Below are 21,334 nucleotides of genomic sequence, written 5' to 3'. Positions count from 1 at the left end.
ACAGGCGGTTTAGACCGTACGCGGGGCCTTCGCGAGGTTCGCCTCAAGCTCGTCGCGGTTCTGGCGTACCACGTAGGCGGGGCGGTCGCGCTCGACGCGCCACGACTCACTCAGCGGAGTAATCGCGACGGTGTCAAAGCCGATCCGGTCGTAGAGGTCGGTCACGAAGTGGATCGCTTCGGGGTAATCGCTGGACGTTGCGAGCGCGCGGCGGTCGGGCGTGTCGGCCGGGGTGCCGTCCGTGGTGATGTCGGCGGCCATGATGTGGTTGAACGCCTTGACGACCTTCGACTCCGGGAGGTGCTGCTGGAGCATCTCGCTGGTCGTGGTCTCGCCCTTGTCGAGCGCCTCGATGCGGCCGTCGCGCTCGAAGTAGTAGTTGTTGGTGTCGAGGACGATCTTGCCCGCGAGGGGCGCGACCGGCACCTCCTCGAGGTTCCTCAGTGGCACGGTCACCACGGCGACCTCCGCGGCCTCGGCCGCCTCCTGAGCCGTCGCGGCGTGGGCCTTCGGGCCGAGTTCCGCGATGAGGTCGGCGAGGGTCTCGGGGCCTCGCGAGTTCGCGATGACCACCTCGTCCCCGAGGGCGATGACCGCCCGTGCGACCTGGCTGCCGATGTTGCCTGCTCCGATGATTCCGTACGTCGTCATGCAGAGGTGAACGCCGCGGGTGACGAGGCATTCCGCCCCGTGGTGTTCTCTCACTCCGCACCCAGGTCGGCCCTCCAGTAGCCTCGGTTCTCGGGCATCGGTGCCCGAGAAGGAGTCCGTGATGCCGCAGTTCGACCTCCCGCTCGACCTCCTCGAGCAGTACGTCCCCGAGATCCCCGAGCCCGCCGGGTTCGCCGAATTCTGGCGCGACACGATCGCCGAGGCGCGGGCCGCCGCGACGGAGCCGCGCGTCGATCCGGTCGACGCCGGCTTCGGGCTGCTCAAGACGTTCGACGTCACCTACTCCGGCTTCGGCGGCCACCCGATCCGCGCCTGGCTGATCCTCCCCCGCGGCGTCGAGGGGCCCTTCCCCGGGCTCGTGACCTTCATCGGCTACGGAGGCGGCCGTGGGCAGCTGGCGGAGTGGACCGCGATGTCGGCGGCCGGCTACGCGCACCTGGTGATGGACACCCGCGGCCAGGGCTCAGGGCACCGATCCGGAGCCACACCCGACCCGGTCGGCAGCGGCCCGCACGCCTCCGGCTTCATGACGCAGGGCATCGAGTCGCCCTCCGAACACTTCTACCGCCGCGTGTTCACCGACGCGGTCCGCGCCCTCGACGTGCTGCGCGCGCATCCCGCCGTCGACGCCTCCCGTGTGGCTGTCTCCGGCGGCAGCCAGGGCGGCGGGATCGCGCTGGCCGTCACCGGGATTCTGGGCCTGCTCGGCGAGTCGGAGTCGGCGCGCGCCGCGATCGTGGACGTGCCCTTCCTCAGCCACATCCCGCACGCCGTGCGCCTGGTCGATACGATGCCGTACGGCGAGATCGTGCAGTACCTGCACACCCATCGCGGCGCCGAGGCTCGCGTCTTCGACACCCTCTCGTACTTCGACGGCACCTCCTTCGCCCCGCACGCACTGTCCCCGGCGATGTTCTCGGTGGCGCTGCGCGACGACATCTGCCCGCCGTCCACCGTTTACGCCTCCTACAACCGCTACGCCGGTCCGCGCGAGATCCGCGTCTACCCCTTCAACGGGCACGAGGGCGGCGAGGCGTTCCAGATCGGCGAGCACATGCGCTTCCTGGCACGCGAGCTCGCCTAGGAGGAGCCGCCCGGTCGGCGGGCGCGGCTACTCGACGAGGCAGAGGGATCACTCCGCGGGCGCCGGCCCGGTCGGCGCAGGCGTCGCATCGTCGTTCGTGACGATCCGGCCCTTGTCCCCGCCGAACACCTCCACGCCGAAATCGGGATCGGCAGGGTTCACCTGGTGGTCACGGCTGCACTGGCGCCCAACCCACGCCGCCTCGTCGCCGCTCTCCGTCTCGAACGGCAGCTTGTTGCGCGCCTGCCCGGCGTCTATCGCCTCGACGTGCAGATCACTCGCCGCATCGACGCTGTCCGGCGGACCCGAGAGAGACGAACGTCCCCAGCTCGACCTCGGACCGGGAAGCGGCGAGGGCGACGACCGCCGTTCCGGAGGAGTGCCCGACGATACCGGGTTTCGGGATCGAGTCCCCCGAACAGCGGAAAGGCCGAGGAGGCGAGAGGGGAAGCAGCGCCTCCCGTGGGATCCAGACGCCGCTGCTCCTCCCGCTACGCCTGACGAGCCTCCCATGCCGCCAGCGTCGACAACCGCTCTCGCTCCGCGTCGGCCTGGACGATCGCCACGAGCACCATCTCCGAGAGCGTGAAGAGCGCCGAGTCCGGGCGCGATCGGTTGGATTCCTGCGTGAGGTGGGCGAACCAGGACACCTGCGCGGAGGGCCCCTCGAAATCCTGCATCGCCTGCTCCGCGGCAGCCCCGCGCACCAGCGGCAGCCCCACACAGTACGTCCGCCACCGTCACCAGCTTCTGCGCGAACTGCCGAGCGGTCTCGTCGTCGAACCGAACCGTCTCCATGCCAACCGTCCGTGCGTATTTCTCTGGCACGGTACTCATGGCTGCCGTTCAGGTGCTCCGCCCGAGGAGGCGCAGCTCATTCGGGTTCCGGCGCCGTCCCGACGGGCGTCACTGTGTGACGCCGTGCGTCGCCGCTGGTACCCGTCGGTGGGTCGGCTCGGCACTATCGACACCATGACCCGACAGATCCGCTTCAACGCCTTCGACATGAACTGCGTCGCCCACCAGTCCTCCGGCATGTGGCGCCACCCGCAGGACCAGTCCTGGCGCTACAAGGACCTCTCGTACTGGACCGACCTGGCGAAGCTGCTGGAGCGCGGCACGTTCGACGGCATCTTCATCGCCGACGTGCTCGGCACCTATGACGTCTATGGCGGCTCCAACGAGGCCGCGATCCGACACGGCGCGCAGGTCCCCGTCAACGATCCGATCCTCCTCGTCTCGGCGATGGCCGCCGCGACCGAGCACCTCGGCTTCGGCATCACGGCCGGCACCGCCTACGAGCACCCCTACCCGTTCGCCCGGCGGATGTCGACGCTCGACCACCTGACGAAGGGCCGTGTCGGCTGGAACGTCGTCACCGGCTACCTCCCCAGCGCCGCCCGCAACATGGGCCACGAGGACCAGCTCGAGCACGACGACCGCTACGACGTCGCCGACGAGTACCTCGAGGTGCTGTACAAGCTGTGGGAGGGGTCGTGGGAGGACGACGCCGTGATCCGCGACCGCGAGTCCGGCGTCTTCACCGACCCGGCGAAGGTGCACGAGATCGGGCACCGCGGCACGAACTTCACCGTCCCCGGCATCCACCTGTCGGAGCCGTCGGTGCAGCGCACGCCGGTTATCTACCAGGCGGGCGCGTCGCCGCGTGGCATCCGCTTCGCGGCGGGCAACGCGGAGGCGATCTTCGTCGCGTCCTCGACGAAGGCGGGCCTGAAGGCGACCGTCTCGCGGATCCGGGATGCACTGGAGGCGGCGGGCCGCGACCGCTACTCCGCAAAGATCTACACGCTCCTGACGATCATCACCGCCGAGACGAGCGAGGCGGCGCACGCGAAGCACCGCGACTACCTCTCCTACGGCAGCGAGGAGGGGGCGCTGGTCTTCATGTCGGGCTGGATGGGCATCGACCTCTCGCAGTACGACCTCGACGAGCCGATCGGCAACGTGAAGAGCAACGCGATCCAGTCGGCCGTCGCCAACTTCCAGGAGGCGAACGCGGACGGCAGCGAGTGGAAGGTCCGCGACATCGCCAAGCTCAGCGTGATCGGCGGGCTCGGACCGTTCGTCGTCGGCTCGCCGCCGGAGGTGGCCGATCACCTGCAGGAGTGGGTCGAGGAGACCGACGTGGACGGATTCAACCTCGCCTACGCGATCACGCCGGGCACCTTCGAGGACGTGGTCGAGTTCATCGTGCCGGAGCTGCGCCGCCGCGGTGCGTACCCGAAGGAGTACGTCGAGGGGAGCCTCCGCCACAAGCTGCACGGCCGCGGCGATCGCCTGCCCCAGGAGCACCTCGGCGCGGGCTTCCGCTACCGGAGCACAGTGAACGCCTGATTCCGGCGTCTTCGGAGGCTGTCCTGTTCGTCATTCAGGATGAATGGTCGGCGCGCACCGTGGATCCGCGGGTCCGGGACGTGCGTCAGGAGATTCATCCTGAGTTATGAACGGCACGGCACCCGACCGGCGACGGAGACAGGGCGCTCGACCGCCCGCACCCGAACCGGAACGCAGAAGCACCCCGCCGCGGCCTGCGACGGGGTGCTTCTACGACGTTCAGCCCTCGAAGGTGGCCTCGAGCGTGATGTCGACTCCGGTGAGCGCCTTGCTGACGGGGCAGGTCTCCTTGGCCTCGTCGGCGGCCTTGAGGAAGGCGGCCTCGTCGATGCCGGTGACCTCGCCGCTGACGACGAGCGTGATGCCGGTGAGCTTGAATCCACCGGCCGAGTCCGGGCCGAGCGAGACGTCGGCGCGGACGTCGAGCGCCTCGACGGTGCCGCCGGCCTGGCCGAGGACGGCCGAGAACTGCATGGCGTAGCAGGCGGAGTGGGCGGCGGCGAGGAGCTCCTCGGGGCTGGTCGAGCCGTTGGCGTCGTCGGCGGCGCGCTTGGGGAACGAGACGTCGTAGGTGCCGATCTTCGAGCTCGAGAGCTCGACCTGGCCCTCGCCGGTCTCGAGCGAGCCGTTCCAGGCGGTGCGTGCGGTACGAGTGGGCATGAGTCCTCCTTGGCGGGCGGGGAGAGCAGTAGAACGATCGTTCTCCCCTGGTGGGCCGAGCCTAGGCGGAACGCGCCACCCCTGCAACCGCCCGCTGCCGGCCTTCGGCGAGATGCCAGTTGTGTCCGCCTTGGACGGCGTGTCGCCCTCACAAGTGGCATCTCGCGGAGGGAGGGACGGGGGGACGGGGGACGGGGGCACACCGCGGAGGCGAGGCCGGCCATGCTCGCGACGACTCCGAAGACCATCGACGGGCCAGCCGGGTGAGTCCCTCGGCTTGCCGAGGGCGGTGGCCCATACGGCCTCGAGGACACCGGAGAGGATGAGGACGATCCAGGACATGACAGCTCCGTCGAGTCGGTCTTGTCGCGTTCCGGGTACTGCTCTCCTCGTCCGGTCGCCGTCATCGGCTCCCGCAGTCTGCTCGCGCAGCTGGGCAGGCCCTGGGCAGCGGAGCGACAGGGCGGGCGCGTGGGCTGGCCGCGTCCTGCGCGTCGCAACGACACGCCCTCCTGCGCTCGAGACACCGCGGTGCGGCCGGTGTCTCGAGCAGGGAAGGTCGACGCACCGGCCGGCGCGTCAGGGCGAGACCATGCCGCCGTTCACGTTCAGGGTCTCGCCGGCGACGAAGCTCGACTCGGCGGAAGCGAGGAACACGTAAGCCGGGGCCTGCTCGGCAGGCTGCGCGGCACGTCCCATCGGCGCCTCGCTGGAGCCGAAGTCGGGCAGGCTCTCGGGGTCGACGCCGCCGCTGACCTGCAGGGCGGTCCAGGTCGGGCCGGGCGCCACGACGTTCACGCGGATGCCCTTCGCGGCGAGCTGCTGCGCGAGCCCCTCCGAGAGGTTGTTGATCGCACCTGTGGTCATCGCGTAGTCGAGGCGGTCCGGGGCCGGCGTGTGCGCCTCCGCCGAGGCCGTGGTGATGATCGTGGCGCCCGCGGGTAGGTGCGGCGGTGCCGCCCGGATGATCCGAAACGGGGCGAACACGGTGACCGCGAAGATCGCCCCGAACTGCTCGTCGGTGATAGCGAGCACGTCCTCATTCCAGACCTGCTTACCCGCCACAGTGACGACCGCATCGAGCCCACCGAGGCCCTCGACCGCCTCCGCTACGAGCCGCGCGCAGCACTCGGCGCTGGTGAGATCGCCCGGAAGAGGCACGGCGGTGCGCCCCGCGCGGACCAGCTCGATCACGTACTGCGCGTCCTCCTCCTCGCTGGGGAGGTAGGCGAGGGCGATGTCGGCTCCCTCGCGCGCGACGGCGATGGCCACGGCGGCGCCGGTGCCGCGGTAGCTCTCCTCGCCGAGGTCCGGCACCGGCGTCATCCGCGACTGCTGACCGGGCTCGGGCTGCTGCTGGATCGGCGGGGTGACGTTCGGGTACTGGGTGGCGGGGTTCGTGAACGTGTACTGGTCGGGCACGGCTCCTCCGTCCGCGGCGCCCGGTTCGCGCCGCATCCCTCCATTCCAGGCGCCCGGCGGCTCGGGGGCCACCCCGTACACGCGCGGGGCGGCTGTGGTAGCCGCGTCGGCGGCCGCCCTCCGACGGCAACGCACTCGCCGCGACCGCGCCGGCGTGCGACGCTTGAGGGTCGCCCCCTCCCCCGACCCCCGACCCCCTCCCCCGACCCCCAGGACACTGTGAACCCGCCAGACACCGCGAAACCCCCTGCCTTCCCCCGGATCGGCCTGCTCACGCTCGCCGGCGCCATCTTCGTCTCGGTCACGAGCGAGTTCCTGCCGACCGGGCTCATCCCGGACATGTCGCGCGAGCTCGGCGTGAGCATCTCGCTGACCGGACAGCTCGTCACGATCTTCGCCGCTACTGTCGTGGTCGCGACGACTCCGCTCACCCTCGTGACGCAGCGCTTCTCCCGCAAGAGCCTCCTCCTCGTGGCGCTGTGCACCATCGCGGTCGCCAACGTCCTCGCCGCGCTTGCTCCCACCTTCGGGCTGCTCATCGGCGCGCGCATCCTCGGGGGGCTCGCGCACGGCCTGTTCTGGGCGATCGTCGCCGCCTACTCCGCTCACCTCGTGGCTCCGGAGCAGCTCGGCCGCGCGACCGCGATCACGGCGGGCGGCGGATCCGCGGCCTTCGTCCTCGGCGTCCCCCTCGGCACAGCGCTCGGGCACGCGTTCGGCTGGCGGCCCACCTTCGCGATCCTCGGCGGCGTGGTCCTCGTGCTCGCGCTGATCGTGGTGAAGTTCCTGCCCGCGGTCGACCACCACATCCCGCTGCGGACCGGCGAGATCCGCCTGCCCGCTCGGAAGGACCGCACTCTTCCGCGCATCATCGGCGTCTGCGTCGTCATCCTGCTGGTCCTGATCGGCCAGAACACCCTCTCGACCTACATCACGCCCTGGCTCGAGACCGCCTCCTTCGCCCCCGACACGGTGCCGCTCGTGCTCTTCGCGTTCGGCGGTGCGGGCGCAGTCGGACTGGTCCTCGCCGGCTTCGCAACCGACCGCTTCCCGCGCTCCGGCTTCGTGGTCGCCGCGATCGCGGTCGTGCTGGCGCTCGTCGGCCTCGCCGTCGCGGCGGGCAGCGGCGCCACCACGGCCGTGGTCGTGGCCGCCGTGGTCTGGAACATCGCGTTCGGCGGCATCCCGGCGATGCTGCAGACCCGGATGCTGCGCACCTCCTCCTTCCAGCTGCGCAGCCTCGCCGCGGCGCTGCAGACGACGGCGTTCAACATCGGCATCGGTGGCGGCGCGATCATCGGTGGCCTGGTGATCGACCTGAGCGGACTCGACGTGCTGCCGTGGGTCGCGATCGCGATCGTTGCGGTGGGGCTCGTCGTGAGCCTGATCGTCGATGCGCGGGCGACCGAGGCGGTGCGGGCGGAGGCGGTCGCGACCCGCTGATGGCGTTCATAACTCAGGAAGAATCGCGATCGGCGCCCGTGGATCCAGCACGATTGCGTGCGGCACCCACCATTCATCCTGCGTTATGAACACGACCTCCGCTCGGCCGACGCGACACCCCACCGAGCACGGGATACGGTCGGAGAATGAGAACCGGATCCCGATGAGCCCGCGCACCCTCGAGCCGCCCCTGGCGCTCCCCTACTACGGTGCCCCGCCGATGGCGGCCGTCCGCCGCTTCTTCGGGAACTACCTCCGCTTCCGCGGACGCGCCAGCCGCGCTGAGTACTGGTGGATCATCCTCGCCGGCTCGATCGGGTCCGTCCTGCTGCAGATCGCCGACGGCGGGCGGTGGGGCCTGGACCCGACGCTGACGCCGTACCCCAGCGGCGCGCCGTTTCAGACCGCCTGGGTGTCGATCGCCGCGGGGGCGATCGGCTTGGCGACGTTCCTCCCCTCGCTGTCGCTCGTGTGGCGGCGGCTCCACGACGTGAACCGCAGCGGGCTGTGGATCCTCGTGGGGCTCGTGCCGATCGCCGGCTACCTGTTCCTGCTGATTCTGTTCGTGCTGCCGCCGCGGCCGGAGGGCGCCCGGTTCGACTAGCGGCCTACGCGCACCAGTCGCGCGAGCGCCCGTTGACGCTGCGTGCAGTGTCGCCGGTGCCGAGGTCGACGAGCACGGTCGAGGTCGCGCCGAAGCCCGGTTCGCCCGGGTAGTCATCCGGCCGGCCCTCGACCGACACCGTCTCGACCGCCAGGTACTGCCCGTTCGGCGAGAGGCAGACGCCGCGGATGCGTCCCGTCGGCGAGGTGCGGAACACCTCCGAGGAGCCGGCGGCGTCGACGCGGACCACCGAGTACTGGGTCGTCCCCGTCCCGGGTGCGTACTCGGCCTCGAGTTCGACGTAGCTCCCGGAGTCGAGGAGCAGGGTCTGCACCGGTGACGCGGTCGCGCTCACCCCGGCCGGCGGGAGCGCGAGCTTCTCGACCGAGCCGTCGGCCAGGTCGATCAGTGAGCCGGAATCGGGGTCGGCGACCACGAGCCGGTTCGCTCCCGGAACGAAGCCCCGCAGCTCGGCGTGCTGACCGAGCGGGCTGATAGCGCCGGGGGTCAGCAGGTCGAGGAGCAGCACGGTGTCATCGAGCGAGTGGGTGACGACGGAGGTGGTGCCGGGCACGAACATCCAATCGCTTGCGCGCAGCGGCCCGCCGTCGATCCCGAGCACCGGCACCGCCTCGGCCGTCCGATCCGTGAGGTCGTAGGAGTAGAGGGCGCGATCGAGCGGGCCCGTCGGCGTCTGCCCGGTGAAGGTCCAGCCGAGCACGCCCTTCTCAGGAGAGGAGTGCAGCTCGCGCACTGTGCCGGGGCCGGGCAGCGGGATGATCCCCTCGGAGCCGGTGTCCAGGGTGATCGTGCGGAGGATGTTCGTGTCGTCGGGCTCGATCGTCACGACCACCAGAACCGGTCCGACGACGGTGTAGTCCTGGATCCGGTCGGCTGTGAAGAGGACGCGGGCGTTCCCTCCCGAGAGCGGGCGGACGCGGACGGCGTCGGGCTGCGAGGGGTCCTCGGCGGTGCGATCCAGGGTGAAGAGGTCGGGGTCCTTCGTGGTGAAGGACGCGGAGACATCGGCGGCCGAGCCTGTCGCGGCGCTGCGGGCGTCGTCGATCCCCAGGGTGTAACGGGTGGCGTAGCGGAGGGTGCCGGTGAAGGTCACGGTGAGCACGCCGCCGTCGAGTTCGGCAGTGTGCGGGGCGTCCGGAGTGACGGTGAGCCGCTCGAGCGCGTCGGGCTCCACGGCCTGGTCCAGGTGGAGGCGCGCTCGCCCGCCGTCGCGCTCGACCACGCCGTCGGTGCTGACCTCGAGGGAAGCGGCGCGGGGCCCCTTCGCGACGGTGGCGGCGGTGAGGCCGCCGACGGCGAGGACGAGCACGGCGACAACGGCCCAGAAGGCGCGGGGGAAGCCGGAGGCGTGTGCGGAACCGAGGTTGGAACGCCGCCGCGAGCCGTTCCGGGCCGTTCCGCCGCTCTCGACCTCGGTTGCGGACGGCTCAGTAGACATAGGGCATCGCCGGCTCGTCGATCGGCGTGACCGTCGCCGGTTCCAGCACGACCGTCTCGGCGCTGGTGACGCTCGGGTTCGCGCCGAAACCGCCGCTCGCCTCCAGCCACTGCCCCTCGGCGTAGGTGTCGGCCCAGCCGGCCCGGTACACCGGCACGCCGACCGGCTGCGCGTCCACCGCGCAGCAGGTGACCACGAAGCGCGCGATGTAGAAGACGTTCTCGGGGTCGGCGGCGTCGGGCGTGACGAATCCGCTGACCGTCGCCGTCCGCCCGGCGAGGAACTGCTCGCTCGCGCCCTGGCGCAGCAGGGTTGCCCAGTCGCGCACGCTGAAGGACGCCGGGTCGCCGGTGGGGACGGCGGCGGTCACAGAGGCGTCGACGGCGCTGGTGTTGACCTCGCGCTGGGTGGCGGTCGAGGCGGTGAGGGCAGCGGGCGGGAGCACGAGCAGGGCGACGGCGGCGGACGCGATCACCGCGACTCCGGCGACGAAGGCGAGGACGCGCCGCCACGGGGCGGACGGGGCGTGGAGGTGGTCGAGGTCGTGCTCGTGCCCGCGCCCGCGCCCGCGCCCGTGCCCGTGGGTGTCCTCGGCCAACTGCGCGTGCCCGTCCTCCTGCGCATGCCCGTCCTCCTCCGCTCCCGGCACCACCGCGAACGCCGCGATCAGCAGCACTCCCGCGATCACCGCGAGCACCACCGAGAACTCGAAGTAGCGCGGGTGGATGTAGAGGCCCAGGCGCCCGGTCGCCGCGAGCCACAGCGTCGAGACGACGCCGATCAGGCTGAGGACCACGCCCTTCCAGCGCGCGAGGAGGCGCTCAGAGCGCATAGTTCACCGCCAGTCCGAGCACGGCGGCGGCGAGGGCGACCAGCACGGTCACGCGCACCAGCGACGCCGCCGAGAAGGTGGTCCGCAGCAGCGCGAGCATCTTGACGTCGATCATCGGGCCGAAGACGAGGAACGCGATGATGCCTCCCGGCAGGAACGTGGAGCCGAACGAGAGCACGAAGAACGCATCGACGTTCGAACAGATCGAGATGACGAAGGCGAGCACCATTAGCGCGAGGACCGACCAGAGCGGATCGCCGCCGAGCGTGGTCAGCACGTCGCGCGAGACGCCGACCTGGATCAGCCCCGCGACCGCCGCTCCGACGAACAGGGCCGGCATCATCGCTCCGGTCTCCTCGGCGAACAGCAGCACGCTGCGGCGCGCGCGGTCGCGGAGAGAGCGGGAGGGGCGCTCGCCGGCCTCGCAGGCCGCGCGGAAGCGGTCGGTGAGCAGGGTCATCGGCTCGGAGTGACGGCTGAAGATCCAGCCGACGAGGTTCGCAATCGCGAAGCCGCCGACGATCCGCCAGACGAGGATCCCGTCGGCCCAGCCGAAGGCCTGATAGGTCGTGACGATGGTGATCGGATTCACGATCGGCGCGGCGAGCAGGAACGTCATCGACTCCGACACCGAGAGTCCCTTGACGATCAGCCCGCGCGCGAGCGGCACGTTCCCGCACTCGCAGACCGGGAGCAGCACGCCGAGCAGCGAGATCACGAGCCGCCGCGGGAGGGCGCGCTTCGGCAGGATCCGCAGGAGCACCGCGTCGGGCACCCACAGTTGCACGGCGATCGAGAGCACGATGCCCAGGAACACGAACGGCAGCGACTCGATGACGACGCTGATCGAGAGGGTGAGGAAGTCGCGGACCGCGTCCGAGAGGGCGTCGCCCGCCGCGTCCGGCGCGAGCAGTCGCGTCGCGACGAGGACGGCGATCAGCACGAGCCCGAGGAGCGGCCCGCGCCGCGTCCGGGCCCGCGGCGTGCGGATCGGGGCGGCGAGCACGGGGGCGGGGGACATCCCGACCCATCGTAGGCGGGCTCGTGCGCGGGCCTGCTCTCGGCGCGGCCCGGCGCCGCGGGGTCGCCCGCTCGCGCGAGTGTCCAGAAGTTGTCGCTGGGCGTCGAGTGGGACAACTTGTGGCTTCTCAGGGGGTGTGCGGCGGCGATGCGGGCGACGGCGGCAGCGGAGCCGGGCGGCGCGGCACCCAGCAGCGCACGCACGAACGGTAGCGCTCGACGTCGGAGCCGAAGCGGGCGGCGAGGTCCGCCTCCTCAGCGGGCGGACGGCCTGGTTCCAGAACGGAGCCTCTCGCACCGGTACGGCGGTCACCCGGATCAGCGCCTATCCCCCGATGTGCCCCCGAGAAGGGGCATAGATTTCCAGAGCCAGCAGACGCTACGTTTGGTCTTCTCTGAGAAGGATGAAGTGATTCATAAAAATCGTATGAGACTGGCTGCGATCATTGCATTGCCTCTGTGCACATCAGGGCTCTACATGTCACCTTCCGCATTTGCGAGCGAAGTGAGGAGCGGAAACCTCATTGTCGAACTAGAGGCGACCGGCGCCAGCGTCGCCAATTCACACCCTGATAAAGTCGTCGAAATGGTCGAGGGTGAAGCAAGCGAGGGAGAGACTGTACAACTCGTCGACGTGGATGGTGAAGCCGCTCTCGTCACTGTGCAGTATCGTCCGATCGGAGATCTAGGGGGCAGGGCCGAACCCGCCTCGAGCAATCAGGCTGACGACAGTGGCACAACGACAGCTCCCGCACCAAGCATGACGACCATCGACGGCACCATCTTCTCCTCCGGAAATTCCGGTGGCACCGTCGATCGCGGCGAGCGACTCGAAGCCGCACCGGATTTTGCCTCGGCAATCACTGCAGAGTCGGCGAGTTTCGATTGGGACACATCGGGAAGTCCGGAATATAGCGTGCTTCGCGACGGTGACGAGATCGGAAGCTCTACTGACGGCAAATTTACCGATTCCAGCTTGCAGCCCGGGCTCTCATACGATTATCTTCTCGAGGGAGAGGCGGACAAGTTGGGTAACGTTGCCAGCAGATCACTAACAGTCAGAACTCTCGGCGAAAATGCCAATCGAAGCGATCAAGTTCTCCAGCCGCTAGGCTATCAGCCGTACACAACAGCGTACGACTATAAAACCTTCATCCCGAACGACAAAGTTAATAACTTCGCAGCTCAGCTTGGATGCGGGCTTGGAAGCGATGAGTTTTTCAAGGGGGACAACAGGAATTTCATCGGCCCCGGCGCAGGAGCGCCATACAGCACTCCATCGTACCGGACACAAATGTTCCTCAATGTCAATTGGGACAATACGGCTCCCTACGATCTAACGTACGTCAAGAGCGTCGGACCGACCAGGAAGCTCAATTCCAGCGGAGATGTGATTGAGACTCGTACAGCATCAGACGCAGGAATGGTGTTTCAGAATCCTACCCGCTCCGGCAACCTTGTGACCTTCGGGGTCTCTCACGAGGTCGGGGATCCCTTCTGCGTCGCCGGCGCTGTACGCTATTCTCTGACGTGGGTGAAAATATATCGTAGCGGTTCGGTTTCGATTGAGGGGTCTCGTCAGCCGGTGCCCTCCCACGAGGCGTACGCTCGATTCTCGAGCAGCAATGGAAGCGAATCATGGAAAACCCTTTACCAAGCCACTGGAACTAACTTTAATTGCCTCCTTCCGGCGATCTGCGCGTCCGAAAATATCAAAGAGACGGTATCAGGCTAAAAGCAATTGAGGAGTAGAGTCGTGAGTCATGGGAGATTTCAATGGCTTGCAGTCTGCATAGTTGCGGGGTTGCTCGGTTGTATGCCCTTCTTTATCGGCGGGGTATTCAAAGATATTGAAATCGCGACTTCTGTCATATCGTTAGTGTTCGCAACAGTGGTTGTGCCAGCGCTGCTATCGGCTCCGCGTCTTTCTTCAGCCAAAAATGGGCGTCAGCAAGGCGCGGAGCTTCCCTGGAGACCATTTGCGCGCGCGTCAGTTGTTTGCTCAGTTCTGACCTTTGGAATGGGCTTTGTCTTTGACCACATCATGCCCGATCGGTACTGGATTGACGGTGTCGGTATTGCGATCAGTGTGTCGATTCTTCTTTTTGCGACTATGCTTGCGACGCGAGGATTTCGGACGCAACTTTCGTGCCAGTTGGTCGTATCCGGAACTGCCTCGATTACTGTGGTGTACATGCTCTGGCAGGCATCTCAGCTGATAGTTGCTTCATGAATTTATAGTTGGAGCGGGTAACTGGCTGCAGCGCCGGGATCTGCGGCATCACCCGCTCGACGATGCCGCCCCAGCCCGCCTCCCCCATCGGGGTGCCCCAGGCAGTCAGCCCGACCGCGACGAAGAACGTCGAGCCAGTGGCGGTGACGGCCACCCAGCGCACGCCGGCCGTCGCGAGCGCGGAGGCACCGACGAACAATGGCTGCACGGTACTTCATAGCGGAACCAGAGAAACGACCCAGGGCGCTGACGGGCTCTGCGGCCTAGGCTCGGAATCAGTCCCCGCCGCGTCCACGAGAAGCGGCCCGCCCCGACGCCAAGGACGACGCCGATGAACCGCACCACCGTGATCACCGCACTCGCTTGCGGGCTCCTCCTCTCCGCAGCCACTCCCGCTGTCGCCGCGAGTTCGGACACCGCCGACAACTCCGCCTGCTCGGCCGACGAGCTTGCCGCCGACGACGACACTCTGCTCATCAACGGGCGCGCCTTCCTCCTCGAGTAGCGGCAGTTCATCGCCAGGATGCTGGGATGGACATCACGATCCGCCCCTACCTCGAGTGCGACGCGGCCGACACCCTGGCCGTGTTCCTGGCGGCCATCGCCGAAACCGCGGCGGCCGATTACGAGCCCGAGCAGATCATCGCCTGGGCTGGCCGCCGCGAGCTGCCGACCTGGCACGCTGCGATGCAGGCCCGGAACGCCATCGTTGCGACGATCGGCGACAAACTCGTCGGCTTCTCCGACGTGAGCGCCGCGGGCTGGATCGACATGATGTTCGTCTCGCCCCGCTTTCTGCGCCGCGGAGTCGCCTCCCGCCTCCTCGAGCACCTCCTCGCACTGGCTGACGCCGCCGGCGCCCCCGATCTCGCGGCCGACGTGAGCATCACCGCGCGCCCCTTCTTCGAGCGCCACGGCTTCGTGGTCGTCGCCGAGCAGCACCCCGTGCGCGCCGGGGTAAAGCTGACGAACTACCGAATGGCAAGACGCCTCCGATCGCCCACCGCGAGATGCCACTTGTGACGACTTCGCCCGGCGTGTCGGCGTCATAAGTGGCATCTCGCGGCCTGGGCGGGGGGCGCGGGGGGCGAGTGTCTGCGCGAGTCGATGATGGCGAAGGGGTGGGATGCCCGCGCCACAGGTTCTCGAGACGGGCGCCGAGGGGATCGGCGCGGCCCGCCGCCTCGGCGACGAGGCCCTCACCCGTGGCCGCTCGGCCACAGCCAGCTCAGCACCCACACGCCGACCGACGTGAGTCGCCCGGTTTCCACGCGGCGAGGAGATCGCGCTCCCGCTCGTTCGACAGGCCGGCGCGGCGGCCGGGCTCGTGGACGGCGGCACGCAGCGTCTCGGCCAGCGGACGGCGCTCGAGGCCCGCGGCCTCCGCCAGCCCCGTCGAGCGGGCGGAAAACCCCCGCCACTCCGGGTCCGCGATCCACAGCGGCAGCGAGCCGGGACCCGACCACTGCCCGACGCCCCGCGCCAGCAGCCACTCCTCCGCCACGGCGACGGGCACGGCGGACGACCCGCCCCGCGCCACCGCGAGGTGCTCCCCGAGCGGCACGGGAGCCCCGCAAACATTCATCACGCCCGCCACTTCCGCCTCCGCCGACGACACCAGCCACCGCGCGAGGTCCCGCACGTCCAGCACCGAGGTCAGCAGCCCCGGCGCATCCGGCACCAGCACCGACCCAGGTACGGCCGGATGCGCGAACCGCCACGGCCAGTACGACGAGCGCCCAGTCGGATCGCCGGGGCCGCCGATCAGTCCGGCGCGCGCGATCAGGGCGGGCGCCGCTCCCGCCAGCACGGCTTGCTCGCAGGCGACCTTCGCGGCGCCGTACGAGGCGGGGTCGTCGGAGGGGGCGAGCAACTCCGCGTCCTCCGTCGCTCCGATGACCGAATTCACCGCGTAGACACTCGTCGTCGAGACGAACATGTACACACCGCAGCGCACCTCGCGGACGGCACGGCGAACGTGCAGCGGCGTGGACGAGACGTCGATCACCGCGTCCCAAGCCGAGCCCGACACCGCGGTGAGCGCGTCCTCGCGGTCTCGATCGGCCTGCACCAGGACGGCCCCCGGAGGCACAGCCGCCCCGCGCGCGAGGCAGGTCACCTCGTGGCCGAGCCGCAGCGCCTCCGCCGCGAGGTGCCCGCCGAGCCAGCCCGTTCCTCCGAGGATCAGTGTCCGCATCTCCGCATGCTCCCACGGGCGGGCCGTGGAGCCCGACCCGCAAGGACGCAGGCGCCGCACAGCCCGCTCACACCACGACGAACGCATCCAGGATGAGGGTCGCCCCCGTCGCCGCCGGGTTCCTGGTGGATCCGCGCCGGAGCGTCACCGTGTGCTGGCCAGCGGGCAGGGCGCCGCTGGACCAGACCGTCACTCCCGAGTGGGTCGTTGCGCTGTAGCGGTCGACGCTCGCCACGACGACGCCGTCGACCAGCATCTCGTTGATTCCCGAGGACGCCGTGAGGCGGCTCACCCAGCTGACGCCGGTGCCCGTGAAGCGCAGGGTGGCCGAGGCGCCGGCCGAGTTCGAAGAGCCGATGGCGCCTCCGCTGTCGCCGCCGCCGGTGAGGGTCGACCAGGTGCCGGTCACCGTGACGAACGCGGAGTTGTTCTGGTAGGTGCCCTCGCCGGGGATGACCGGTGCGGGCGGGTCGGGCAGCACCACCACGGGCTCCTCGGCGAGCCAGCGCCGGAAGGTGTCGAGCATGTCACCTGCGCTTCGCCTCGGGCACCAGTCCTGGGTCGGTGCTAGCGGGCCGGCCGGACACGCTATCCGCACGGCGACGCGCAGTCCACCCTTGGGGGGTCTGCGAGCGCCCGGACGAGCGGCCCACGGACGCCCCCGCGAACGACGCCCCCCGGCGAGCGCCCGGCACTCCCCCAGCCGATCGCACGGACGCCCCCTGCGGCAAATCGCGCCACGAACAGCGCCGCGTGAGAGCGCGATCTCGCGTCACCGCCCTGCCGTTCTCCGCCAGTACCCCTCGGAGTCGCCCGGGGCGGCACGGGCGTCGGACCCCTGCCGTCCCCGGCGTACAAGAACCTCGACAGCACACTCGAACAGGGGTATGCGCACGTCAACAAGCCACCTGCTACCGTTCCCGACCTGAGACTAACCTGACCCCCCGTCCCCAGCCGGCTGATTTAATCCTGCACGTCCGCCGGGAAAGGGGTCCGTCAGCCTCGGCCGCTGTGCCTCTTCCGGGGGACAAGGCGCCCCAGGAACCGGATCTATCGTGATCTCCGCTCCACCCGGAAGGCCCGGCGAAGCACCCCGGGGGGAGGTTGATCAGGGATGACTGCGCATGCCCTCGACCGCACCCGCCCGCCTCTCGCGCTCGCCCTGGTCCTCCTCCTTCTCGCCGCCGTCCTGGTCGTCCTGCCTGCGTCGAAAGCCGAGGCCGCGACCCTCCTTGTGCAGGAGGGGTTCGGCGGCACCAGCGTCGCCGACTCAGCCTGGCAGCCGCTCGACTCGGGCTGCCTCACCCGCGCGACGGTCGCTCCGCCCTCGAGTGGATCCCGCCTGGGTGTCTGCACGAACCGCACCGCGGCTCCGGCTGCGAGCACCGACCCCGGCTTCCTTCAGCTGACCGACAACCGCACGAACGCCAAGGGCGGCGCGGTGTTCAACCGGCCCATCCCCGCGACCGGCGGGCTCGACGTCCTCTTCGACCAGTACCAGTACGGTGCAAACCTCTCGCTGGCCGGCGCCGACGGCATCGGCTTTTTCCTGACCGACGGCTCCAAAAGCCTCACGATGGCCGGAGCGGCGGGCGGCGCGCTCGGCTACGGCCAGAACACGACGACCGGCGCGAGCGTCGACGGCGTGAACGGCGGCTACCTCGGCATCGGCCTGGACGCCTTCGGCAACTACTCGAACACTGCCGCGGGCGGCAACGGTCTGGGCGCCGGCTGCCCCGCGACCCCGACCGCCCCGGGGCAGCAAGCGAACCGGATTGTCGCCCGCGGTCCCGGCCAGGGTCTGGTCGGCTACTGCTACCTCCGCGGCTCCGCACCGCCCTCTAGCGGCAACCTGCGGCCGACGACCGTGCTCGCCAATACCGCCAATCCCGGAGCCTCCGTCGGTCGAACCATCCGCATCACGGTGTCGCCCGCGACTTTCCCCGAGGTGGTCGTCTACTACGGCGCCTCGGCGGGGACACCGGCGGCGAACCTTGTGGAGGTGATGCGGTTCACGATGACGACGGCGGCGCCCTCGACCTACAAGCTCGGCTTCACGGCCTCCACCGGCGGATCCAGCGACACGCACCTCATCCGCAACGTCAGCGTCTCGACCATCAACGACCTCGGTGCCCTGAACCTGGTCAAGCAGATCGACCGCACCACGACCCAGCCCGCGAGCTACAGCGAGGGCTCGAGCATCCCGTACCAGTTCGTGGTCACGAACACCTCGACCCTAGCGACCCTGACGGGCGTCGCCGTCGCTGACCCCAAGGCGACGGTCTCGTGCCCCGCGACGACCCTCGCGCCGCTGGCCTCCGTGACCTGCACCGGCTCGCACGTAGTGACCGCCGCCGAGGCGCTCGCCGGCACGCTTGTGAACACCGCGACCGCCAGCGCTCAGAGCGGCACGACCACCGTCACCAGCGCCGCCTCCTCCGTCACCGCCCCCATCGCCACTCCCGCGCCCGCCCTCACCCTCACCAAGACCGGCCTGCTCACCGACACCAACGGCAACGCGCAGGCCGATGTCGGCGAGCGAATCAGCTACTCCTTCCTCGCACGCAACACCGGGAACGTCACCCTGCAGGGCGTCGCCGTCGCCGACCCCCGAGTGACCGGCATCACGCCCACCTCGACGCAGCTCGCACCCGCAGCGAGCGCGACCTTCACCTCGGCCGCGTACACCGTCACGCAGGCCGACATCGACAAGGGCACGGCCGTCAGCAACACCGCGACCGTCAGTGGCCGGACCCTCGCGGCCACCCCCGCCACGGTCAGCGCGACCTCGACGGCGACCACACCGATCCGCTACGCCCCCTCGATCTCGCTGACCAAGGACGGCGCCCTTACGGCCGGAGCGACCGCGGGCTCGACCATCACGTACAGCTTCACCGCGACGAACACCGGCAACACGGCGCTCACCGCAGTCGCGATCAGTGACCCGCGCGTCACCGTCGCCTACGGCACCTGGCCGGGCACCGCAGGGCAGCTCGGGATCGGCCAGTCGGTCACCGCCTCCGCCAGCTACACGCTCACGCAGGCCGACATCGACGCGGGCTCGGTCCTCAATACCGCCACCGCCACCGGCACCCCGCCGACCGGTACTGCGGTCACCGCCACCGCCTCGAAGACCGTCGCGATCGCCCGCACGAACGATCTCGCGCTGACCAAGACCGCGAACCCCGCCTTCATCAGCACCGCCGGCACCGTCGTGACGTACACCTTCCGCGCGACCAACACCGGCACCACCACCCTCACCGCCGTCGCGATCAGCGACCCCAAGAGCGGACTCTCCGCTCTCGCCTACTCCTGGCCGGGCACTTCCGGACGACTGCTGCCCGGCCAGGTCGTCACCGCGACCGCCACCTACACAACCAGCGCCGCCGACGTCTCGGCCGGCACGATCGCCAACACCGCCACCGCGACCGCCACCGGCCCCACCGGCGGGGCGTTCACCCGCACCGCCTCGGTGAGCATCTCGGTGATCCCGGATCCGGCCGCCGACACCGCGACGGTCGTGCAGGGCGGCGCGGTCGTGATCGACGTGCTCGCCAACGACGGGCCGGCCGCGACCGGCGCGACCTTCTCGCGTGCGCAGCTCTCGACCACACCGAAGGTCATCGGAGGCGCGGCGAGCCCCGCACCCGCCACTCCCGTGCAGGGGTCGGTCGCCTGTGTCGCCAGCGGCAGCACCCGCGGCCAGTGCACCTATCGTCCGATCGCCGCCTTCGTCGGCGCCGACGTCTTCGACTATTCGCTCTCGGGTCAGTACGGCACCTGGAACGTGCGGGTCACCGTCACCGTCACCGCGCTGAACCACGCTCCGATCGCTCGACCGGACCGCGTGGTCGCGACCGCCGGCGGCCAAGCCGTCACCGTCGCTCCGCTCGCGAACGACACCGACGAGGACGCGGGCAGCACCCTCACCCTGGCGGGGACGAGCACCCCCGGCGAGCTGCGCGGCGCCTTCTCCTGCTCCGGATCAACGTGCACGTACACGCCCGCGGCCGACAGCTGGACGGGCAGCGCCACGATCGCCTACACGGTCTCGGACGGGACGCTCTCGGCGGGCAGCACCATCACGGTCTGGGTCGACCCCGCTCCGCTTACCCGGCGCGGCTTCACCGGCAGCGACGCGACGAGCGGAGCGATCGGCCTCGGCGCGTGGACCCGCTCCTCCGTGGTCGCCACGCCCGTAGCGAGCTGCACCGCCGGCCGGCCGAGCACCCTCGTGAGCTGGTCGGCCGCCGCCGGAGCCACCGGCTGGACCCTCGAGCGCCGCCTCGCGGGCACCACCCCCGGCCCCTGGACCGCGATCGCGACACCGGCCGCCTCCGCCACCAGCTTCACCGACGACCGCGTCGGCGAGGGCCGCAGCTACCAGTGGCGGATCCGCCCGGATCTGCAGCGCTGGCTCGGAGTCGCCTCCGCCGCTTCGACCGCCGTCGCCCAACCGGCCGTCGCCACCGCCGGAGGCTGCTGATGCCTTCCCCTCGACACCCCTCTCGTCCTGCACCTGTCCTCGTGAGGGAGACCACGCCCGCACCGGGCACCACCCACCTGAAAGGAACGGTCGCCATGACCACCACAGCACCCACTCGCCGCAGCCCGTGGAAGAAGATCGCCCTCACGGGTGGCGTCCTCCTCGCCGCAGGAGCCCTCGCGGGCGCCGGCGCCTTCGCCGTGTTCACTGACTCCGGGACCGCTGTCGGCAACGTCGACGCCGGCCAGACCGACATCTCGGTCACCGGAGCGTTCACGGTCGCGAACATCGCGCCCGGCGACACGGTCCAGCGTCCGATCAGCCTCGTGCTGCCGAACGCGACCAACGACGGCGACCTCGTCTCGACGGTCCGCTTCTACCAGGACGTCACCAACGACGTCGTCGGCTCGGACACCACCGACCCGGGCCGCGTCGGCGCGTCCCTGGTCACCGGTGCGAACGGCCTCGACTACCGCCTGCTGACCTGCTCCACCGCGTGGGTCCCCGCCGCCGCTCCCGCGGAGAACGGCCCGTACAGCTGCGCCGGCACTCGGACGGTCACCGGCAGCGGCAAGCTCTCGACCATTGGCGGCGTCGCCAACGCGGCGAACTTCACCCCGGCGAACTTCGGCATCACCCCCACCGCGACCGGGACCTTCCCCTCGGATGCCGGCGATGTCTCGCTGAACACGCTGATCGAGCTCGTCCTGCCGACCGCCGCCGACAATGCGTACGAGAACGCCTCCGCCACGGTCACTTTCACCGCCGCCGCCATCCAGCGCGCCGGCATCCAGCAGTAGACCGCTCCCGACTGCCTCCGTCCCGCTCGGCCGCCGCCGGTGCGGGGCGGAGGCCCCCCTTTCTTCC

General features: G+C 69.9%; 19 protein-coding genes and 1 riboswitch. Of the genes, 9 read left to right on the top strand and 10 right to left on the bottom strand.

What is annotated here, in order from left to right; translation table 11 throughout:
* Positions 1 to 9 precede the first annotated feature (9 nt).
* Entirely contained in the window at positions 10 to 705 is a 696-nt protein-coding gene (locus C1O28_RS14310) for an NADPH-dependent F420 reductase (protein ID WP_258058692.1), read from the bottom strand.
* 67 nt (positions 706 to 772) lie between these two features.
* Between C1O28_RS14310 and C1O28_RS14305 the strand changes: the two genes are divergently transcribed.
* On the top strand, positions 773 to 1,756 hold the full coding sequence (locus C1O28_RS14305; RefSeq protein ID WP_097166845.1) for an acetylxylan esterase: 984 nt from the start codon (positions 773 to 775) through the stop codon (positions 1,754 to 1,756).
* Positions 1,757 to 2,247: 491 nt separating this feature from the next.
* On the opposite strand, the gene C1O28_RS14300 is transcribed toward C1O28_RS14305, so the two are convergent.
* A complete protein-coding gene (locus C1O28_RS14300; RefSeq protein WP_097166844.1) occupies positions 2,248 to 2,478 on the bottom strand; it encodes a hypothetical protein in 231 nt (76 codons plus the stop codon).
* Between the two features lie 250 nt (positions 2,479 to 2,728).
* Here C1O28_RS14300 and C1O28_RS14295 point away from each other — a divergent pair, with 250 nt between their 5' ends.
* The gene (locus tag C1O28_RS14295) at positions 2,729 to 4,111 is read left to right on the top strand and encodes an LLM class flavin-dependent oxidoreductase (protein ID WP_097166843.1); all 1,383 of its coding nucleotides are present in this window, start codon (positions 2,729 to 2,731) and stop codon (positions 4,109 to 4,111) included.
* 219 nt (positions 4,112 to 4,330) lie between these two features.
* Here C1O28_RS14295 and C1O28_RS14290 read toward each other — a convergent pair whose 3' ends face one another.
* Both C1O28_RS14290 and C1O28_RS14285 read right to left on the bottom strand, forming a co-directional pair.
* Positions 4,331 to 4,771: an OsmC family peroxiredoxin gene (locus C1O28_RS14290; RefSeq protein WP_097166842.1), complete on the bottom strand. Its 441-nt coding sequence runs from the start codon at positions 4,769 to 4,771 to the stop codon at positions 4,331 to 4,333.
* A gap of 351 nt (positions 4,772 to 5,122) precedes the next feature.
* Positions 5,123 to 5,187: riboswitch (guanidine-III (ykkC-III) riboswitch) on the bottom strand.
* Between the two features lie 163 nt (positions 5,188 to 5,350).
* Positions 5,351 to 6,229: an SDR family oxidoreductase gene (locus C1O28_RS14285; RefSeq protein WP_133115539.1), complete on the bottom strand. Its 879-nt coding sequence runs from the start codon at positions 6,227 to 6,229 to the stop codon at positions 5,351 to 5,353.
* 183 nt (positions 6,230 to 6,412) lie between these two features.
* Between C1O28_RS14285 and C1O28_RS15290 the strand changes: the two genes are divergently transcribed.
* Together C1O28_RS15290 and C1O28_RS14275 are read left to right on the top strand one after the other, a co-directional pair.
* Positions 6,413 to 7,636: an MFS transporter gene (locus C1O28_RS15290; protein ID WP_104259898.1), complete on the top strand. Its 1,224-nt coding sequence runs from the start codon at positions 6,413 to 6,415 to the stop codon at positions 7,634 to 7,636.
* Positions 7,637 to 7,799: 163 nt separating this feature from the next.
* Positions 7,800 to 8,240 (top strand): DUF805 domain-containing protein, encoded by a 441-nt coding sequence (locus C1O28_RS14275; RefSeq protein WP_097166915.1) that lies wholly within the window; start codon positions 7,800 to 7,802, stop codon positions 8,238 to 8,240.
* 4 nt (positions 8,241 to 8,244) lie between these two features.
* Here C1O28_RS14275 and C1O28_RS14270 read toward each other — a convergent pair whose 3' ends face one another.
* The 3 genes from C1O28_RS14270 to C1O28_RS14260 are packed head-to-tail and all read right to left on the bottom strand — an operon-like array spanning position 8,245 to position 11,552.
* The gene (locus C1O28_RS14270) at positions 8,245 to 9,699 is read right to left on the bottom strand and encodes a hypothetical protein (protein WP_097166840.1); all 1,455 of its coding nucleotides are present in this window, start codon (positions 9,697 to 9,699) and stop codon (positions 8,245 to 8,247) included.
* Complete coding sequence (locus tag C1O28_RS14265) at positions 9,689 to 10,531, bottom strand: TIGR03943 family putative permease subunit (RefSeq protein ID WP_097166839.1); 843 nt, start codon at positions 10,529 to 10,531, stop codon at positions 9,689 to 9,691. Before C1O28_RS14265 ends, C1O28_RS14270 begins: the two co-directional genes overlap by 11 nt.
* Positions 10,521 to 11,552: a permease gene (locus C1O28_RS14260; protein ID WP_097166838.1), complete on the bottom strand. Its 1,032-nt coding sequence runs from the start codon at positions 11,550 to 11,552 to the stop codon at positions 10,521 to 10,523. Before C1O28_RS14260 ends, C1O28_RS14265 begins: the two co-directional genes overlap by 11 nt.
* A gap of 408 nt (positions 11,553 to 11,960) precedes the next feature.
* Here C1O28_RS14260 and C1O28_RS14250 point away from each other — a divergent pair, with 408 nt between their 5' ends.
* Complete coding sequence (locus C1O28_RS14250) at positions 11,961 to 13,286, top strand: hypothetical protein (RefSeq protein WP_127821553.1); 1,326 nt, start codon at positions 11,961 to 11,963, stop codon at positions 13,284 to 13,286.
* 445 nt (positions 13,287 to 13,731) lie between these two features.
* Here the strand turns inward: C1O28_RS14250 and C1O28_RS14245 are convergent, their stop codons facing one another.
* Positions 13,732 to 13,983 carry a hypothetical protein gene (locus C1O28_RS14245; protein WP_127821552.1) on the bottom strand — a complete coding sequence of 84 codons (252 nt, stop codon included), beginning with the start codon at positions 13,981 to 13,983 and terminating at the stop codon, positions 13,732 to 13,734.
* A 132-nt stretch (positions 13,984 to 14,115) separates the two neighbouring features.
* Between C1O28_RS14245 and C1O28_RS15285 the strand changes: the two genes are divergently transcribed.
* Positions 14,116 to 14,289, top strand: a complete 174-nt coding sequence (locus tag C1O28_RS15285; protein WP_160487535.1) for a hypothetical protein — start codon at positions 14,116 to 14,118, stop codon at positions 14,287 to 14,289.
* Between the two features lie 26 nt (positions 14,290 to 14,315).
* Positions 14,316 to 14,807 (top strand): GNAT family N-acetyltransferase, encoded by a 492-nt coding sequence (locus C1O28_RS14240; protein WP_097166836.1) that lies wholly within the window; start codon positions 14,316 to 14,318, stop codon positions 14,805 to 14,807.
* A gap of 205 nt (positions 14,808 to 15,012) precedes the next feature.
* Here C1O28_RS14240 and C1O28_RS14235 read toward each other — a convergent pair whose 3' ends face one another.
* Together C1O28_RS14235 and C1O28_RS14230 are read right to left on the bottom strand one after the other, a co-directional pair.
* Positions 15,013 to 15,981, bottom strand: coding sequence for an NAD-dependent epimerase/dehydratase family protein (locus C1O28_RS14235; RefSeq protein WP_097166835.1), 969 nt, complete (start codon positions 15,979 to 15,981; stop codon positions 15,013 to 15,015).
* Between the two features lie 67 nt (positions 15,982 to 16,048).
* On the bottom strand, positions 16,049 to 16,507 hold the full coding sequence (locus tag C1O28_RS14230) for a hypothetical protein (RefSeq protein WP_097166834.1): 459 nt from the start codon (positions 16,505 to 16,507) through the stop codon (positions 16,049 to 16,051).
* Positions 16,508 to 17,095: 588 nt separating this feature from the next.
* On the opposite strand from C1O28_RS14230, the gene C1O28_RS14225 reads away from it, so the two are divergent.
* A complete protein-coding gene (locus C1O28_RS14225) occupies positions 17,096 to 20,467 on the top strand; it encodes a DUF7507 domain-containing protein (RefSeq protein ID WP_097166833.1) in 3,372 nt (1,123 codons plus the stop codon).
* A 95-nt stretch (positions 20,468 to 20,562) separates the two neighbouring features.
* The gene (locus C1O28_RS14220) at positions 20,563 to 21,267 is read left to right on the top strand and encodes a TasA family protein (RefSeq protein WP_097166832.1); all 705 of its coding nucleotides are present in this window, start codon (positions 20,563 to 20,565) and stop codon (positions 21,265 to 21,267) included.
* Positions 21,268 to 21,334: the final 67 nt, after the last annotated feature.

Source organism: Rathayibacter rathayi, from assembly GCF_004011095.1.
Lineage (GTDB): Bacteria > Actinomycetota > Actinomycetes > Actinomycetales > Microbacteriaceae > Rathayibacter > Rathayibacter rathayi.
Note: the sequence above shows the minus strand (reverse complement) of the source record. Positions and strands in the feature narration are given on the sequence as shown.

Coding starts and splice junctions, on each gene's coding strand:
- C1O28_RS14305 (WP_097166845.1), top strand. CDS start 773: ATGCCGCAGTTCGACCTCCCGCTCGACCTCCTCGAGCAGTACGTCCCC.
- C1O28_RS14295 (WP_097166843.1), top strand. CDS start 2,729: ATGACCCGACAGATCCGCTTCAACGCCTTCGACATGAACTGCGTCGCC.
- C1O28_RS14290 (WP_097166842.1), bottom strand. CDS start 4,771: ATGCCCACTCGTACCGCACGCACCGCCTGGAACGGCTCGCTCGAGACC.
- C1O28_RS14285 (WP_133115539.1), bottom strand. CDS start 6,229: ATGCGGCGCGAACCGGGCGCCGCGGACGGAGGAGCCGTGCCCGACCAG.
- C1O28_RS14275 (WP_097166915.1), top strand. CDS start 7,800: ATGAGCCCGCGCACCCTCGAGCCGCCCCTGGCGCTCCCCTACTACGGT.
- C1O28_RS14270 (WP_097166840.1), bottom strand. CDS start 9,699: ATGTCTACTGAGCCGTCCGCAACCGAGGTCGAGAGCGGCGGAACGGCC.
- C1O28_RS14265 (WP_097166839.1), bottom strand. CDS start 10,531: ATGCGCTCTGAGCGCCTCCTCGCGCGCTGGAAGGGCGTGGTCCTCAGC.
- C1O28_RS14260 (WP_097166838.1), bottom strand. CDS start 11,552: ATGTCCCCCGCCCCCGTGCTCGCCGCCCCGATCCGCACGCCGCGGGCC.
- C1O28_RS15285 (WP_160487535.1), top strand. CDS start 14,116: ATGAACCGCACCACCGTGATCACCGCACTCGCTTGCGGGCTCCTCCTC.
- C1O28_RS14240 (WP_097166836.1), top strand. CDS start 14,316: ATGGACATCACGATCCGCCCCTACCTCGAGTGCGACGCGGCCGACACC.
- C1O28_RS14235 (WP_097166835.1), bottom strand. CDS start 15,981: ATGCGGACACTGATCCTCGGAGGAACGGGCTGGCTCGGCGGGCACCTC.
- C1O28_RS14230 (WP_097166834.1), bottom strand. CDS start 16,507: ATGCTCGACACCTTCCGGCGCTGGCTCGCCGAGGAGCCCGTGGTGGTG.
- C1O28_RS14225 (WP_097166833.1), top strand. CDS start 17,096: ATGACTGCGCATGCCCTCGACCGCACCCGCCCGCCTCTCGCGCTCGCC.
- C1O28_RS14220 (WP_097166832.1), top strand. CDS start 20,563: ATGACCACCACAGCACCCACTCGCCGCAGCCCGTGGAAGAAGATCGCC.